Origin of the sequence: Escherichia sp. MOD1-EC7011, assembly GCF_002965005.1 — a bacterium.
Taxonomy (GTDB): Bacteria; Pseudomonadota; Gammaproteobacteria; order Enterobacterales; family Enterobacteriaceae; genus Escherichia; species Escherichia ruysiae.
On sequence record NZ_PTRD01000045.1, the window covers coordinates 15,816 to 29,530 of the forward strand.

15 protein-coding genes are annotated in these 13,715 nt (G+C 46.2%); 14 read left to right on the forward strand and 1 reads right to left on the reverse strand.

All coding sequences use genetic code 11. The features are described from left to right. The 7 genes from A7098_RS19895 to A7098_RS19930 all read left to right on the forward strand — a co-directional run bounded on the left by A7098_RS19895 (position 1) and on the right by A7098_RS19930 (position 3,812). Entirely contained in the window at positions 1 to 1,074 is a 1,074-nt protein-coding gene (locus A7098_RS19895) for a hypothetical protein (RefSeq protein WP_001051809.1), read from the forward strand. Positions 1,075 to 1,166: 92 nt separating this feature from the next. Further along, a complete protein-coding gene (locus A7098_RS19900; protein WP_021533191.1) occupies positions 1,167 to 1,367 on the forward strand; it encodes a hypothetical protein in 201 nt (66 codons plus the stop codon). A 3-nt stretch (positions 1,368 to 1,370) separates the two neighbouring features. Then, positions 1,371 to 2,201 carry an SPFH domain-containing protein gene (locus A7098_RS19905; RefSeq protein ID WP_000715581.1) on the forward strand — a complete coding sequence of 277 codons (831 nt, stop codon included), beginning with the start codon at positions 1,371 to 1,373 and terminating at the stop codon, positions 2,199 to 2,201. 91 nt (positions 2,202 to 2,292) lie between these two features. Further along, positions 2,293 to 2,718, forward strand: a complete 426-nt coding sequence (locus A7098_RS19910; RefSeq protein ID WP_033803584.1) for a hypothetical protein — start codon at positions 2,293 to 2,295, stop codon at positions 2,716 to 2,718. Between the two features lie 55 nt (positions 2,719 to 2,773). Continuing rightward, complete coding sequence (locus A7098_RS19915) at positions 2,774 to 3,049, forward strand: hypothetical protein (protein WP_001265407.1); 276 nt, start codon at positions 2,774 to 2,776, stop codon at positions 3,047 to 3,049. Positions 3,050 to 3,264: 215 nt separating this feature from the next. After that, positions 3,265 to 3,600 (forward strand): hypothetical protein, encoded by a 336-nt coding sequence (locus tag A7098_RS19925; RefSeq protein WP_000644408.1) that lies wholly within the window; start codon positions 3,265 to 3,267, stop codon positions 3,598 to 3,600. Further along, positions 3,600 to 3,812 (forward strand): hypothetical protein, encoded by a 213-nt coding sequence (locus tag A7098_RS19930; protein ID WP_105281340.1) that lies wholly within the window; start codon positions 3,600 to 3,602, stop codon positions 3,810 to 3,812. Before A7098_RS19925 ends, A7098_RS19930 begins: the two co-directional genes overlap by 1 nt. A 579-nt stretch (positions 3,813 to 4,391) precedes the next feature. On the opposite strand, the gene A7098_RS19935 is transcribed toward A7098_RS19930, so the two are convergent. Continuing rightward, entirely contained in the window at positions 4,392 to 5,606 is a 1,215-nt protein-coding gene (locus tag A7098_RS19935; protein WP_024180339.1) for a RepB family plasmid replication initiator protein, read from the reverse strand. Positions 5,607 to 5,807: 201 nt separating this feature from the next. Here A7098_RS19935 and A7098_RS19940 point away from each other — a divergent pair, with 201 nt between their 5' ends. The 7 genes from A7098_RS19940 to nrdA all read left to right on the forward strand — a co-directional run bounded on the left by A7098_RS19940 (position 5,808) and on the right by nrdA (position 13,639). Beyond that, positions 5,808 to 6,452, forward strand: coding sequence for a hypothetical protein (locus tag A7098_RS19940; protein ID WP_000364573.1), 645 nt, complete (start codon positions 5,808 to 5,810; stop codon positions 6,450 to 6,452). Between the two features lie 254 nt (positions 6,453 to 6,706). After that, a complete protein-coding gene (locus tag A7098_RS19945; protein WP_000174804.1) occupies positions 6,707 to 7,792 on the forward strand; it encodes a metallophosphoesterase in 1,086 nt (361 codons plus the stop codon). Continuing rightward, positions 7,747 to 8,025: a hypothetical protein gene (locus A7098_RS24310; protein WP_042798580.1), complete on the forward strand. Its 279-nt coding sequence runs from the start codon at positions 7,747 to 7,749 to the stop codon at positions 8,023 to 8,025. The genes A7098_RS19945 and A7098_RS24310 overlap by 46 nt, the downstream gene beginning before the upstream one ends. Continuing rightward, positions 8,022 to 9,938 (forward strand): AAA family ATPase, encoded by a 1,917-nt coding sequence (locus A7098_RS19955; protein WP_105281341.1) that lies wholly within the window; start codon positions 8,022 to 8,024, stop codon positions 9,936 to 9,938. The genes A7098_RS24310 and A7098_RS19955 overlap by 4 nt, the downstream gene beginning before the upstream one ends. After that, positions 9,928 to 10,671, forward strand: a complete 744-nt coding sequence (locus A7098_RS19960) for a hypothetical protein (RefSeq protein ID WP_000008655.1) — start codon at positions 9,928 to 9,930, stop codon at positions 10,669 to 10,671. The genes A7098_RS19955 and A7098_RS19960 overlap by 11 nt, the downstream gene beginning before the upstream one ends. Before the next feature lie 9 nt (positions 10,672 to 10,680). Next, complete coding sequence (locus tag A7098_RS19965) at positions 10,681 to 11,250, forward strand: hypothetical protein (RefSeq protein ID WP_000037962.1); 570 nt, start codon at positions 10,681 to 10,683, stop codon at positions 11,248 to 11,250. A 73-nt stretch (positions 11,251 to 11,323) separates the two neighbouring features. Continuing rightward, complete coding sequence (gene nrdA / locus A7098_RS19970) at positions 11,324 to 13,639, forward strand: class 1a ribonucleoside-diphosphate reductase subunit alpha (RefSeq protein ID WP_024219431.1); 2,316 nt, start codon at positions 11,324 to 11,326, stop codon at positions 13,637 to 13,639. Positions 13,640 to 13,715: the final 76 nt, after the last annotated feature.

Below are 13,715 nucleotides of genomic sequence, written 5' to 3' on the forward strand. Positions count from 1 at the left end.
ATGGCAAAAGGAAAATCCGCACTGGCACTTGCTCTGAAAAAGAAAATCGGTAGCAACGACGAAATTCAGAAAGTAACTCATTGGATTGATACAGGCTTTCCACCGTTAAACAAAGCTATTTCTGGTCGTTACGATGGCGGCTTCCCATGTGGTCGTATCGTCGAAGTATTCGGTCCTCCAAGTGCAGGGAAAACGTTCCTTGCAACAGCAGCGATGATCTCCGCTCAAAAACAAGATGGTCTGGCGGTATTCCTCGATCATGAAAACAGTTTTGACGTTGGCCTGGCTGTCGCCAATGGCCTGAACGCAGATGAGGATGACGGTCAGTGGGTATACAAGCAGCCAGATACCTTCGAAGACTCTGTAGAGTTGATCGGCACAATACTTAAATTGGTTCGTGATGAAGAGCTTATCCCCGAATCAGCACCAATCTGTATCGTGGCTGACTCTCTTGCGTCTATGGTTCCGAACTCCAAAGCCGAGAAGTTCGAAAAGATGGCTGAAGGCACTGCCAAAGACAAAGATCAGCTAAACATGAACGACAATACGGCACTGGCTCGTGCGACGAGTGCGAACTTCCCTACTCTGGCTTTGTGGGCACGCAAATACAACGCCTGCATCATCTTCTTGAATCAGGTTCGCACAAAAATCGGTGTAATGTTTGGCGACCCTACTACGTCGCCAGGTGGAGATTCACCGAAGTTCTACGCTTCTGTACGTATCCGTCTTGGTGCATCGGTGATGAAGGATGGTAAAGAGAAGATCGGCCAGGACGTAGGCGCAGAATGCATCAAAAACAAAGTTGCACCACCGTATGGCAAATGCACCTGGAAATTCTACTTCGATCCTACTCGTGGCCTCGACGTTATCGAATCGCTCGTCGAGTACATGCTGGAAGAAGGATACCTGCCAAAGAACGCCAGCGGGCGAGTTGAAATTGGTGACAAGAAATACACCAAATCGCAGATCGTCGAGATGTATCGGGAGAAGCCACTGGCTGAAATCATTGCGGCTTTGCAGGCAATCGACGACCGAAGAGCAAAAGACAACCCCACCGAGTCAGTAGAAGAGTAAACACAAGGCGTCCACAGGACGCCTTTTTTATCTCTTGAAAATATATAAGCACTTACTTATTATTTTCGCATAACAACCACATAGGAAAACACATGATCAAAATCTATCTATTGGCAGTAGCCACAGGCCTTTCAGTGGCTCTCATCTACGGTTTACTGGTTCCGTCGCTGATTTCTACCAAGAGTGATTTAGCCGTCATGTTTGGAGTTATCGTTGGTTTTGGTGCTCCTGTAATCGGTCTTATTGCTGGTCGTAAGTTTATCAACTCATTAATCAAAGCAAAGGGGAAATAAGTAATGAAGAAAGGTTTACTTGCAGTTGCTCTGGCGGCTATTTGCACAATGGGTCTTACTGGCTGTGATCGCGTGGAGCCTGGATACGTTGGCATCAAAGTAAACAAATTAGGTGAAGACAAAGGGATTGGTGAAGTGGTTGGCGTTGGTCGCCAATGGACAGGTCTTAACACCGAACTTTACGTATTCCCGACCTTCAAACAAATGAAGACCTACGACGAGCCGTTCACATTCCAGATGAGTGACGGTACTGCTATTGGTCACAAAATTGGCGTTGCGTATCTGGTTAATCGTGACAAGGTAACGACGGTGTTCCAGACCTATCGCAAAGGCGTAGACGATATCACCGAATCAGATCTGCGTCAGAAAATTGCCGACTCTCTAAACCGTTTGGCCAGCCGTATGACCACTGACTCATTTATCGACGGTGGTAAGGCACAATTGCTGGACAACGCACTGAAAGATATTCAGAAAGAGATGTCTCCGGTTGGTATTGAGGTACTGAGCCTGTCATGGGTTGGAAAGCCTGATTACCCAAAAACTGTCATTGAATCTATTAACGCCAAAGTAACGGCTAACCAGCGTACTCTGCAACGTCAGCAGGAAGTTGAACAACGTAAAGCTGAGGCGAATATGCTACGTGAACAGGCTAATGGTGAAGCTGATGCTATCCGTGCTCGTGCGCAAGCAGAAGCAGACGCCATTCGTCTGCGCGGTGAAGCTCTGCGTCAAAACCCGAACGTTATGGAACTGGAAGCCATCAATAAATGGAATGGCCAGTTACCGCAGTACATGACTCAAGGGGCTAACACTCCTTTCATTACAGTGAAATAACTCCCCTAAAAAGTTCAGGCGTCCAGTTGGACGCCTTTTTTATCGCAACTATCTTATTAAGAAAACAATTTGTTTAAAAGGATAAGAAAACATGACAGCTATTAAGAAACTCTACGATGCCGCAAACGTGGCTCTGGATGTTATTGATGATGAAGCAGCAAAAGGCTTTCCTGAACCTGATTGGGCGCATCAGCTACGAAACGCTATCGCCGAAATGAATCCACCAGATCCGACCACCGACGAGACAGACTGGCAGCGATTTATCCGTATGTACGCTCAGGAAATAGGTCCAACGCCAACGGCAGAGCAAGCAATGCTGCTGAAATACTTCAAAGAGGCGGGAGAGGATTTACCAATTGATGACTCAGCATATTGGTTCCACTGCGCATGGCGTAAGTATGACGTGATATTCACACAAGGCATGGGGAGCAAAGATATGGTTGTGTGGCATCTACTCCATATAGACACAGCCGTTGACAGAGTTATTGAACAGTTTTTCCCTAAACAAGAAGATTGATCGCCTATTCATAACTAACAAAATAAGTAAACACTAACCACAAAAGGAAAAACACATGAGAGTTTTAGTTCGAATCGTTACCAGCACTGTCTATGACGTGTTTCCGCTTTTTATGGTCAAAGCCGATGGCCTTAACGACGAAGAAACTGACGCGCTGATCCAGCGTATTCTCGTTGAATATACAGGTCATGACGCTGATTCAGTGATGGTTGATGATGATGGTGTTTGTTGGCATAACGGCAACTGTTGGTACGTAGAAGAGACTCAACAAATCAGTGATGAAGATGCCGCACATCTTGAGCGTATTTTAAGCATCAGCACTTTTGAGTGAGTTTACAGTAAAATTTATATAAGTTAGTATCTACCTATCATGAAGATTTTTATTGAATACTTGTTACTCATCGTTTCAATAGCTTTTGTCATCGACTGCATTTTCACCGGTGTCATTCGTAAAGTCTTTTCCCCGGTGAACGACGTAGTCATAAACGCTTTGGCTATCGTGCTCGTATTTAATTCAGCATTTGATGTAATCAAAGAGGTGGCAGCATGAAGGCCATCCCATTCGCGCTGTTGTTCCTTTCTTCGATCGTTGTGGCCGACACCACTGTTTATCAGTGTGAAATGTCTGTAGCCGACGTTAAGAATGGCGCTCTTACCGACGTCATAAAAGCACCATATGGAGCGATGGTCGTAGACAGCGGCGACCAGTTCTATGTTGTGCGTGACGATCGAGTGTTGTCATCCCCATATCTCACAAATCGTAATGGCAAATTAACCGGCGTCGGAGAAGACCACTTCGTATACAACAAATACAAGGGCTTCTATGGTGTTCACGCTTCTCAGCAAAGCTACCTTTTCGATGACTGCAAGGAGGTTGGATAATGGCATTAACACTGGCAGGTCTGGAAATCGAGAAAACAAGCGGCTACTGGCGTGCTAAGGGTTTCAAGCAGCCTGGCATTCTTGAGCGTCTGGAACGTGAAGATGGGTATATCGTCCACCAGCGGCGTGAATGGCGTATGTACGATCCAGAAACAGGAAAACTGACTACAAAAGCCGGAACACTTTGGGGTCCGTTAAAGAAAATACACTAAATGCAAACTGACTGCGGCACGTTCCGCAGTCATATTTCATAGTCGTCACCGCTGACAGCATACACAATCAACTACCGCTGATAGCATATCGAGAGTCTATCTCACCGCTCACAGCATACTTTACTCGATTTTTTACCGCTGACAGCATACTTAAGACATTGCATGAATAATGTGTACCGGTATGGGTATAACCAGAACAAAATTACCGCTGGCAGCATACGAATGTCTGACATATACCATTAATTACCGCTGATAGCATATCCAAACAAAAATTCCTCAATAAAACACCGCTGACAGCATACGTTCTATCAGGGAGTAGCAGGCAATAAATGCCTTTCACTACAAGCAATCAGCGCAATAGCAATAGAATGTTAGTGAGCGCAAACCTATATGGAATGCACTCTTCGAGGTTAGTAACCACTGGGGAGGTATGACAGAGCATTGAGTGGTGATAGATGATTTACCGCTCACAGCATACGTTCATCTCACTATACCGCTGGTAGCATATCTTTAACCGTTCACAGCATACTTTTCAGAAAAATAGCCGCTGATAGCATACATTTCACCGCTGACAGCATATCAAAGCAGTTTGAGACTATTGGAAAGGATCTCAATCATCTTGATATTTTCAGGCGTCAAATTCTGCGAAAGTTCGGTTATCTTGTTGATAATGTTCTGTTTGGCATCAATTTCCCCAGCTTTCTCATCTGGTTTTTTGGGTTCGATGTCTTCAGGTTTTGGCGGTGCGACTTTGAGTTTTGGATTGCGGCTGTGAATCTGGATATAGATCGACCGCCCACGCTTAATCTCGCTGTATTCGAGATAGCCCAAATCTTGGAGAGCTTTTAAGCCGTTACGTATAGTCTGATTCTGCGAGCTGACATTCCTGCTACTCAAATTGAGTCGCGCACGCAATCGAGCAAGCGATACCGGCGCAGGCTTGGTTGGAAGACTTTCGATGAAGGTGTACAGAGCCTGTGCTGTTTCTTTGCGTGGTAGCTTATTGATAACCTTTAACTGCAAAAGAACCTTATGGTCAAAGCGATATAGTTCGGCCAGCTTCGGTTCTGCATAGAACACCACCGTATCTTTCTGCTCGTTGTAGTCCACGCTATTGATGAGGTGCACCATCAGAAGCGAGATCTTGTTAGAGCCGTCGACGTTCTTTTCTTCATACGTTCTCTGGAAAGACAGAGTTGTACGCATGATCTTCAAAAGACTGTTTGTAAGCCGGTCGCGGAGTGTTTTGCGGATCTGTGACGATGGATAGCCACAAAACTTCGCAAATTTCGTGATGCTTAACTCGACACGACCGTTAGGTTCGCCGTATTCTGCCAGCGAACGCACAACGCCCACCCACGTTTTGAAATCATGATCCATGTCGAGACGAGGACCGGTTATCTTGATATCGGAATAGCCTTCAGAACGGGCTACTTCGAGCTGAACAAGCTCCTTTGAAGCATCGATCTCATTTGGCTTGTTACGCTTGCTGTATTTTGTCCCCTTGAGCGTGGGCACGAACAACCCCAGCCGCATCAACGCAATTGGTTGGACTGTATTGTTGCTATTAGGGACAAGTTCCCCTGTGTACAATTCAAGGGAACCTTCTTCAAAGTTGTCGAGATTATCTTCTACTTCTTTGTTATTTTTACCTTTTTTATTTTTTGTGGACATGTGGACACCTTTGTCATTCAACCGCTGACAGCATACTTGATTTGCCGCTGGCAGCATACCAAAAACAGTTGGCAGCATACGGCGAACCGTTGACAGACTATCAATTACCGCTGGCAGCATACATGAACATGGCTTCAGACCAGTCGTGGCGCGGCTTACAGCGATCGGGGATCTTATTTGATCTATACAAGGATCTATCTATGGATCTCTTTATTAGGATCTATCCTGTGGATATGTGAATAATTAAAACAGGCATTTACTACCTTCGGCGCACCTGGTGGGTTATCGTTGCCTCGGCTAACAATCACAGAAAAATGACATATGGATCTAAAACGCACGCGCTGGGTTCGTCGTCTTGAAGACGGCTCCTACACTATCGAATCAAATTCCAACCTGAATAAGCAGAAGTTGCTTTGTGACATCTGCGGTATAGCGGCGAAGTGCCCGATCTACGAAACCAGAATTAAACTTGATAAGGCTGGTGTGAATTTTCATTTAAACAGTTGCATCAGGTACGTTCCATTGCTCGCATTTCGTAAACCGATCATCGGATTGGATGCCCCCTACTTCAACACACTCCGTTCAGGTGTGACGTGGCGAGATCGTTTATCACCAGACAAGCTGATTTGCCTTGTATCCGCAGACACAGGGAAAATCATCCGTTTTGGGAAAGTAGACAAGGTTTACTCAGGTCCAGTAGACGAAATGTTGCGGAAACACAGCCGGTTTAATCATCTCTGTATGGGTGGTGAGAAAATCGAAAAGGTAGAAGAAGTGATCCGTAAATCCTACGGACACTTCCTGACCAAAGATAGCCTGCTCACCGCAATCTACATCAGACATGTAAAACGTGAGTTCGACCTCGAATACCACAGTGAAGAAGAACTTAACCTTGTTGACCCACGTCCAAAAGCTGGCGTCATAAGCATAAACGCAGCGCGTAAAAAGCCCACTGACGCGCTGTAACCCTCCAGATCGTATATTGGCGTAGATAGAATCTACGCCCCCTCAAAATAGCTCTCATAGCGTTCTACAGTGATCCTGTCTTATTTTTAGTCATACAGACAAGCAAAGTTGCGCCACAACAAATAGGTATATACTTACTTATAAATTTTGTATATTAAGACGCTCGTTTCATTCCTAACATACCGTTATGCATAGTTGTTTACCTTCTCATTGCTCTTAAAATTTGTATCAAAATAACCACAAAGGAAAAACACATGACTTTGCCATACGGCGTCATTTCTGACTGCCACTACCATAAATGGGATGCGTTCTCCACGACGAACGCTGAGGGGCTTAACTCCAGACTTGAAATACAGTTGGAAGCAACGAAAGAAGCAGCCATCGCCATGAAGAAGGCCGGTTGTAAGTACATGTTGGTTGCCGGTGATACATTTCACGTCCGAGGAACTGTGTCCCCTTCTGTTTTGCATTACGTAACTGAAACGTACAAGTGGATTATCAACGAGCTTGATCTGACAGTAGTAATGCTGGCCGGTAATCACGATCTTGAAACCAACGATTCAGTATATAGCGCCAACGCAGCAGCATCGCTGAGTTCTATCGGCGTGGTAATCGTATGTGGCAAGCGCCCACACTCAATAAAAATTGGTGATGTGACTGTCCACCTGATTAGCTGGCGTAACAATCATGCGGAGCTTATCAGCGATCTGAAAGCATTACGTAAGAGCGTAGAAGGTGATAACCATGACGTTGTTATCCATACATCCATTAACAAAGCCATTCCAACAATGCCTGACGTCGGTATCGATGCGCAGGAGTTAAAGGATATCGGCTTTCGTCTCGTGCTTAGTGGGCATTACCACAACCACAAAGAGGTCATTCCTGGAGTTATCAGTGTCGGTGCGCTGACCCATCAAAATTGGGGAGATGTTGGATCTCTGGCTGGTTACATGATCGTAAACCCGGACGGCAGTTTCAGTCACTACGAAACCAGTGCGCCTAAATTCATTAACCTGGAAGATTATGTTGCCGATGACCAAATTCGCGGCAACTACGTGCGTTTCCGCGCCGTAATCGAGAACGATGAAGAAGGCATTAAGTACCAGAACATCCTTAAAACAATGGGTGCAAAAGGTGTTGTGTGCAACTTCATCCGTAAGTCATCAATGATGGAAGGGACAGCAAGCACAACGGAAACCAGCAAAATCGATAGCCTGGGAGAGTCGGTATCTGCTTATTGCAAGATTGTCCACGATACTGACGGCGGATTTGATCTGAGCAAGTTGGATATTTTGTGTCAGGAAATCCTCACCGAAGCGGAGAGTTCGGAGGCTGTGTGAGGCAAAGTCGTTATGGGAGCTTTCGAGACTTTGCCATCACGATGAAAAGACTTGAACGAGGCCAGACGGTGATGTTTCACAAGCCCTACCCGCCACAAGGAAATCCCGTAGCGTTTTATCTTGGAAGGTTAACAAGAAAAGGTGTATTGAGGCGCAGATCCTTCCCGGCGCATACGGAGTTCAGATTGAAAGAAGGCCAAAAGCTAACACACGGTATCAGAGGTGTTATATGAAGTTTTTAAAGCTCCAGGTTGAGAATTTTATGGCTATCGCCAGCGCGGAGGTCGAGTTAGATCAGCGTGGTTTAGTGCTCATTCAGGGTGTTAATAGTGATGATAGTTCCGCATCAAGTAATGGCTCTGGAAAGTCAACTCTAATGAATAGCCTGATGTGGTGTCTTTATGGCGAAACAGCTCATGGTGTGAAGGGTGACGATGTGTTGTCTACCGACCATGAAAAGAACTGTCGTGTTGCAGTAACCATCGAGGATGAAGGCAAGAGATATGCGATCATTCGTCACCGTAAACACAAAGAGTTCAAAAATCGTCTTATCGTTCGTGGTGAAGATGGCGATATGACGAAAGGCAAAGATGCGCTGACGCAGGAGTTCGTCGAGCGTCTGATCGGTGCATCTAAAGAGGTTTTCATGGCTTCCATCTATGCGAGCCAAGAAGCTATGCCAGATCTACCTGGAATGTCCGACAAAAACCTCAAAACCATCGTAGAAGAAGCCGCTGGCGTTGACAGACTGACACGCGCCTACGCTATTGCTCGTGAGCGAGCTAATGCAGCTGCCGCACGTATGGATGTGGTTAAAACCAAATTGGAGTCGACAATCTCGACCATTGAGGCAACACAGTCAGAAATTGAGTCAGCGAAAGCCTCCTCTGAATCATGGGAGCAAGAGCGTTCTAAACGTTATGACGATGCCCTGGCTGGGCTGGCCAGGGCCGAAGTTGAGTTAACGGAAGTTGAACTTGAGATCCGCACTCTTCCCGAACAGATCCGTGATACCGAGAAGGCAATCGAAAGTGAGCGCAAAAAGTTAGCCTCAAAAGAAGAACATGACGCCAAGTTGCTCAAAGTTCGTGGTGCGATAACTGATATTCGGGCAAGCATCAAAGCTACAGAAAATAGTCAGGCTGATGCAATGAACCGCGCGCGTAATTTTAAGACTAAAGCAGAAGAGGTTGGTACTAAAGTGGGATCACCATGCCCTACTTGTGGCAAAGCCTACTGCGAAGAAGATCTATCAACGGTGAAGGAGAATTTCATTGAACAAGCACGTCAGGAAATTGGTCAGGCGAAGACACTTGCAGAGGCAATGGCTAAACACAAAACGAATCTTGAGAAAGCGTTAAGCATTGAGTCTGCCCTTGTTAAAACGACACCTGATGTAACGGCTATCATTGCCCGGATTGAAGAGCTTACGAAACAACTCTCATCTTTGCGTCATCGTGAGAAGGAGGTTGTTGCTATTGAGTCTCTTGTGACTCGTGCTCGTACTGAGGTCGATCGTATATCAAAAGAGATTAATCCGTTTATTGCTCTTATCGCCAGACACGAAGATAACCTGGTATCCAGTAAGTCTACCTTCAAGTCCTTAAAAGATGAGTTGAAGGCTATTCAGGAACAAACGTTGCTATTGGAAAAAGCTCGTCAGGTCTACTCTCCTGCCGGGGTGCGTTCTCATATTTTGACGTCTGTTACGCCTTTCCTGAATACACGCACTGCCGAGTATCTCAATACGTTGTCTGACGGGAATATTACTGCTGAGTGGTCGACGATGGATGTCACTAAAAAAGGTGAGTATCGCGACAAATTCAACATTAGTGTGCAGAAGAAAGGTTCAAGTAAGTCGTTCCAGACCCTCTCTGGTGGTGAGAAGCGGAAGGTTCGCATTGCGTGTTCTTTGGCATTGCAGGATCTGGTTAGTAACCGGGCGAGTAAAAACATCGATTTGTTTATCGGCGACGAAATTGACGATGCACTCGATACAGCCGGTCTTGAACGTCTCATGGGTATTCTGGAGTCCAAAGCTCGCGAGCGAGGTACTGTGCTGATTATCTCCCATAAAGAGATGAAGTCATGGTTCCGGGAAACTATTACGCTGGAAGTTAAAGAGGGGCGCAGCTATGTCGTTTAAATTAAGCCGCTCGCAGTTTTTGCAGGTATTTGCAGTGATGCAGTCGATAAAACTGATCAATGGGCATACTTCCAATGGTGCGGCTCCACGTATTCTGTGGGGCAGCAACAATATTGACGGAGTACAATTCGCCGCGTTGCTTGGTCTAATATCCGAGACGCCATTGATGCAAAGTTTGAAATCACTACCACCTGGATGTATTGCGCCGATCCTGATTAATCCTTTTGTTGAGGGGGGATATCTTCCCAACGTCGGGCCTGGGTTTATTGCATCCCATGAAACTGAAGATCTTAACATTAATAGCGAAGGGTTCTTTGGGGGAATGGGTGCGCATCACTGTATGGCTTTCACGAACCTTATTCGACTTGCCAATAAGCGGGTGGATAGTTTGGCATCGCCAGGTGATGCTTTTACTGGTTTCCTTATCCAAAGGAGGGATAAAAAGTACAGTGCGGACAAACTACAGTTTGTTGGTAAGTATGGAGAAATGGTAGAAATCGAACTTCAGCTCCCTCATGTTTTAGCAAACGATAGTGCAGACAGTCGGAGGCTGTTGGGCATCATGCGTCATTTCATAGCAAGTGGTGTTAAACATGCCGCAGATAAACGTGTCACGCAGGAAAATGAGTATTCAGACTTTGCAAACTATCCCCAACCAACGTTGCAAACGGCAATAGTAGCCAATTCGTTGGAGGCGAGATTATTGGAAAACCCTATATGGGGAACATGGTAAGGAGACTATATGAGTAAAAAAATCAGCGTAGTTGGTGTTGATCCCTCAATGAGCAACTTTGGGCTTGCTGTGGGCACTTTAGACCTTGAGACGGACGAACTTGAGATTCACGGCCTTACTCTTGTTGAGACTAAAGCGGGGAGTAACAAAAAGACCGTTCGTGTGAACAGTGACGATCTGCGCCGAGCCAGTGAAATATGGCGTGTTGCGAAGCCAATCATTGATAAGGCAAATATGGTTTTTTGTGAGCTACCGGTTGGGAGCCAAAACTCTCGTTCGCAGACGTCTTACGGTATTTGTATCGGTGTACTTGCGTGTGTGGATAAGCCATTGATCCAGGTTACTCCAAACGAAATCAAGCATTTTGTCGGCAATAAACTTACTACATCGAAAGAAGAGATTATCCAGTGGGCTACGAAAAAACACCCTAAAGCACCGTGGCTGCGTCGTAAGCAATCTGGACAGGATGTTCTCGTGAACAAAAACGAACATTTGGCTGATGCGGTGGCTGCCATCCATACCGGTATGCAAACAGATCAGTTCCGCCAGGTGCGCGATGTTCTTAAGTCTCTCATTTGATTTCATTGATAGGTAAGTGCTTATCTATTAACATGGGCCACTATATTTAGTGGCCCTCTTTATTTGGTGATACATGATAAGCATCGTAAAACGTAACGGCCAAACAGAGCCGTTATCCGAAGAAAAATACAACCGCGTCGTAATGTATGGCGTAGAAGGCATTCGTGGTGTAAGCGCATCCGCTGTAGCAATGGGAGCTGCGGCCAGCATTTTTGATGGGATGACCACCAGCCAGTTGCATGAGGCTTTGGTTAAATCTGCCGCTGATTTGATCTCACCAGAAGCACCAAATTACTCACAGGTGGCTGCCCGCCTGAACATTTTTAAAATCCGCAAAGATGCCTTCGGTCGTTACGACTATCCGAACTTCTACCAACACATTGTCAAGAACGTTAACAAGGGCGTTTATGACAAGGATTTGCTGACACATTATTCGTTTGAAGAGATCGAAGAACTCGGCAATTACATTAAGCCGAAACGTGACGATCTTTTTGGCTATGCAGCTACGGTGCAGTTGCAAAGCAAATACCTCGTTCAAAACCGTGTTACTGGTGAGATTCATGAGGGGCCGCAACATATCTATATGCTGGTAGGCATGTGTCTGTTCCAGAATTGGGAAGACGACTGCGCTGGCAAAACACGTATGGAGATGGTCAAAGGTTTCTATGACGTTACAAGTACGTTCAAACTGTCTCTGCCCACACCAATCATGGCCGGCGTCCGTACTCCAACCCGTCAGTTCTCCAGTTGTGTGCTGATTGAGTCTGGCGATAGTCTGAAAGGGATTAGTGCAGCTTCAGCCGCAATTATCGACTACGTTTCACGTCGTGCTGGAATTGGTATTGGTTTTGGCCGTATCCGTGCGCTGGGCAGCGAGATCCGCAATGGTGAAGCCACCCATACCGGAGTTATTCCATTCCTGAAGCATTTCCAGACGGCTGTTAAATCTTGTTCGCAAGGTGGTGTTCGTGGTGGCGCAGCAACAGCGTTTTACCCGATCTGGCATCTTGAAGTTGAAAGTCTGCTGGTGGTGAAAAATAACCGTGGTATTGATGAAAACCGCGTTCGCCATCTTGATTACGGCGTCATGAGTAACCGTCTAATGTACCGTCGACTCGTCAGAAGCGAGAACATCACTCTGTTCAGCCCGCATGATGTGCCTGATATGTACGAAGCCTTCTTCACAGACCAGGAGCTGTTTGAAAAGCTGTACCATAAATACGAAGCCGATGATTCAATTCGCAAGAAGTCAGTACCTGCCATTGAGCTGTTCTCATCTCTGATGCAGGAACGAGCGTCCACGGGCCGAATTTATATTGCGAACGTCGATCATATTAATGAGCATGGCGCTTTCATTCCTGCTCTTGCACCTGTTCGCCAGTCAAACCTGTGTATGGAGATCACCCTACCCACCCGTCCACTGGCATTTACCGACGACCCGAACGGTGAGATCGCGCTATGCACTTTATCCGCTTTTAACCTCGGAGCCATCCGTTCACTGGAGTCTCTTAAAGAGGTGGCGTTCTATGCCGTTGCTGCACTGGATTCGTTACTGGATTATCAAGACTATCCGATGGAGGCAGCCGAAGTGCCTGCCAAAGCTCGTCGTAGCTTGGGAATTGGTGTAACCAACTTTGCTTATTACCTGGCAAAGAATGGCGTTCGTTATTCTGATACCGCTGGCAATAAACTGGTGCATGAAACGTTCGAAGCTATCCAGTATTACCTTCTTGATGCCAGCTGCCGACTTGCTGAAGCAAAAGGTGAGTGTGACTGGTTTGAGCAGACCAAATACGCAATTGGTCAGTTGCCGATCGACCATTACCGTTCTTCATTAGACGAAAGTGGCGAAACCAACTTTGAGTTAAAGATGCCGTGGGAAGAACTGCGTGAACGTATTGCAAAATACGGCCTTCGCAACTCCACACTGACGGCACAAATGCCATGCGAGACTTCCAGCCAGATCACTAATTCCACCAACGGCATCGAACCGCCTCGTGGCCCGGTGTCAGTGAAATCTTCTAAGGACGGCATCGTCAAGATGGTCGTGCCTGAGTTTGAAAAACTGAAGGAACAGTATGAATACCTGTGGGATATGCCGGACAACCGCGGCTATCTGACAAAGGTGGCGATCATCCAGAAGTTCTTTGACCAGGCTATTTCAGCCAATACCAACTATGACCCTTCTCGCTTTGAAGGCGATAAAGTCCCAATGATGACGCTACTGTCAGATTTGCTTCTCGCCTACAAGATGGGAGTTAAAACGCTTTACTACCACAACACCAGAGATGGGGCAGGAAAGCGTGATGACGACGAACCGCAGAATCCACTGACGCAAGCTGTAGCCGTCGAGCCAGAAGATGAGTGCGACGGAGCCTGCAAAATCTGACATATGGTGGGGGATATCCCCACCTTCTCTTTGATTTGTAAGCCTTGTTTAAACACATAAGATAACAACTTGTTTA

Excerpts from the sequence above, each read along its gene's own strand:
- A7098_RS19900 (WP_021533191.1), top strand. The coding sequence starts at position 1,167 with ATGATCAAAATCTATCTATTGGCAGTAGCCACAGGCCTTTCAGTGGCT.
- A7098_RS19940 (WP_000364573.1), top strand. The coding sequence starts at position 5,808 with ATGGATCTAAAACGCACGCGCTGGGTTCGTCGTCTTGAAGACGGCTCC.
- A7098_RS19915 (WP_001265407.1), top strand. The coding sequence starts at position 2,774 with ATGAGAGTTTTAGTTCGAATCGTTACCAGCACTGTCTATGACGTGTTT.
- A7098_RS19910 (WP_033803584.1), top strand. The coding sequence starts at position 2,293 with ATGACAGCTATTAAGAAACTCTACGATGCCGCAAACGTGGCTCTGGAT.
- A7098_RS19935 (WP_024180339.1), bottom strand. The coding sequence starts at position 5,606 with ATGCTGCCAGCGGTAATTGATAGTCTGTCAACGGTTCGCCGTATGCTG.
- A7098_RS19905 (WP_000715581.1), top strand. The coding sequence starts at position 1,371 with ATGAAGAAAGGTTTACTTGCAGTTGCTCTGGCGGCTATTTGCACAATG.
- A7098_RS19960 (WP_000008655.1), top strand. The coding sequence starts at position 9,928 with ATGTCGTTTAAATTAAGCCGCTCGCAGTTTTTGCAGGTATTTGCAGTG.
- A7098_RS19955 (WP_105281341.1), top strand. The coding sequence starts at position 8,022 with ATGAAGTTTTTAAAGCTCCAGGTTGAGAATTTTATGGCTATCGCCAGC.
- A7098_RS19925 (WP_000644408.1), top strand. The coding sequence starts at position 3,265 with ATGAAGGCCATCCCATTCGCGCTGTTGTTCCTTTCTTCGATCGTTGTG.
- A7098_RS19965 (WP_000037962.1), top strand. The coding sequence starts at position 10,681 with ATGAGTAAAAAAATCAGCGTAGTTGGTGTTGATCCCTCAATGAGCAAC.
- A7098_RS19895 (WP_001051809.1), top strand. The coding sequence starts at position 1 with ATGGCAAAAGGAAAATCCGCACTGGCACTTGCTCTGAAAAAGAAAATC.
- nrdA (WP_024219431.1), top strand. The coding sequence starts at position 11,324 with ATGATAAGCATCGTAAAACGTAACGGCCAAACAGAGCCGTTATCCGAA.
- A7098_RS19930 (WP_105281340.1), top strand. The coding sequence starts at position 3,600 with ATGGCATTAACACTGGCAGGTCTGGAAATCGAGAAAACAAGCGGCTAC.
- A7098_RS19945 (WP_000174804.1), top strand. The coding sequence starts at position 6,707 with ATGACTTTGCCATACGGCGTCATTTCTGACTGCCACTACCATAAATGG.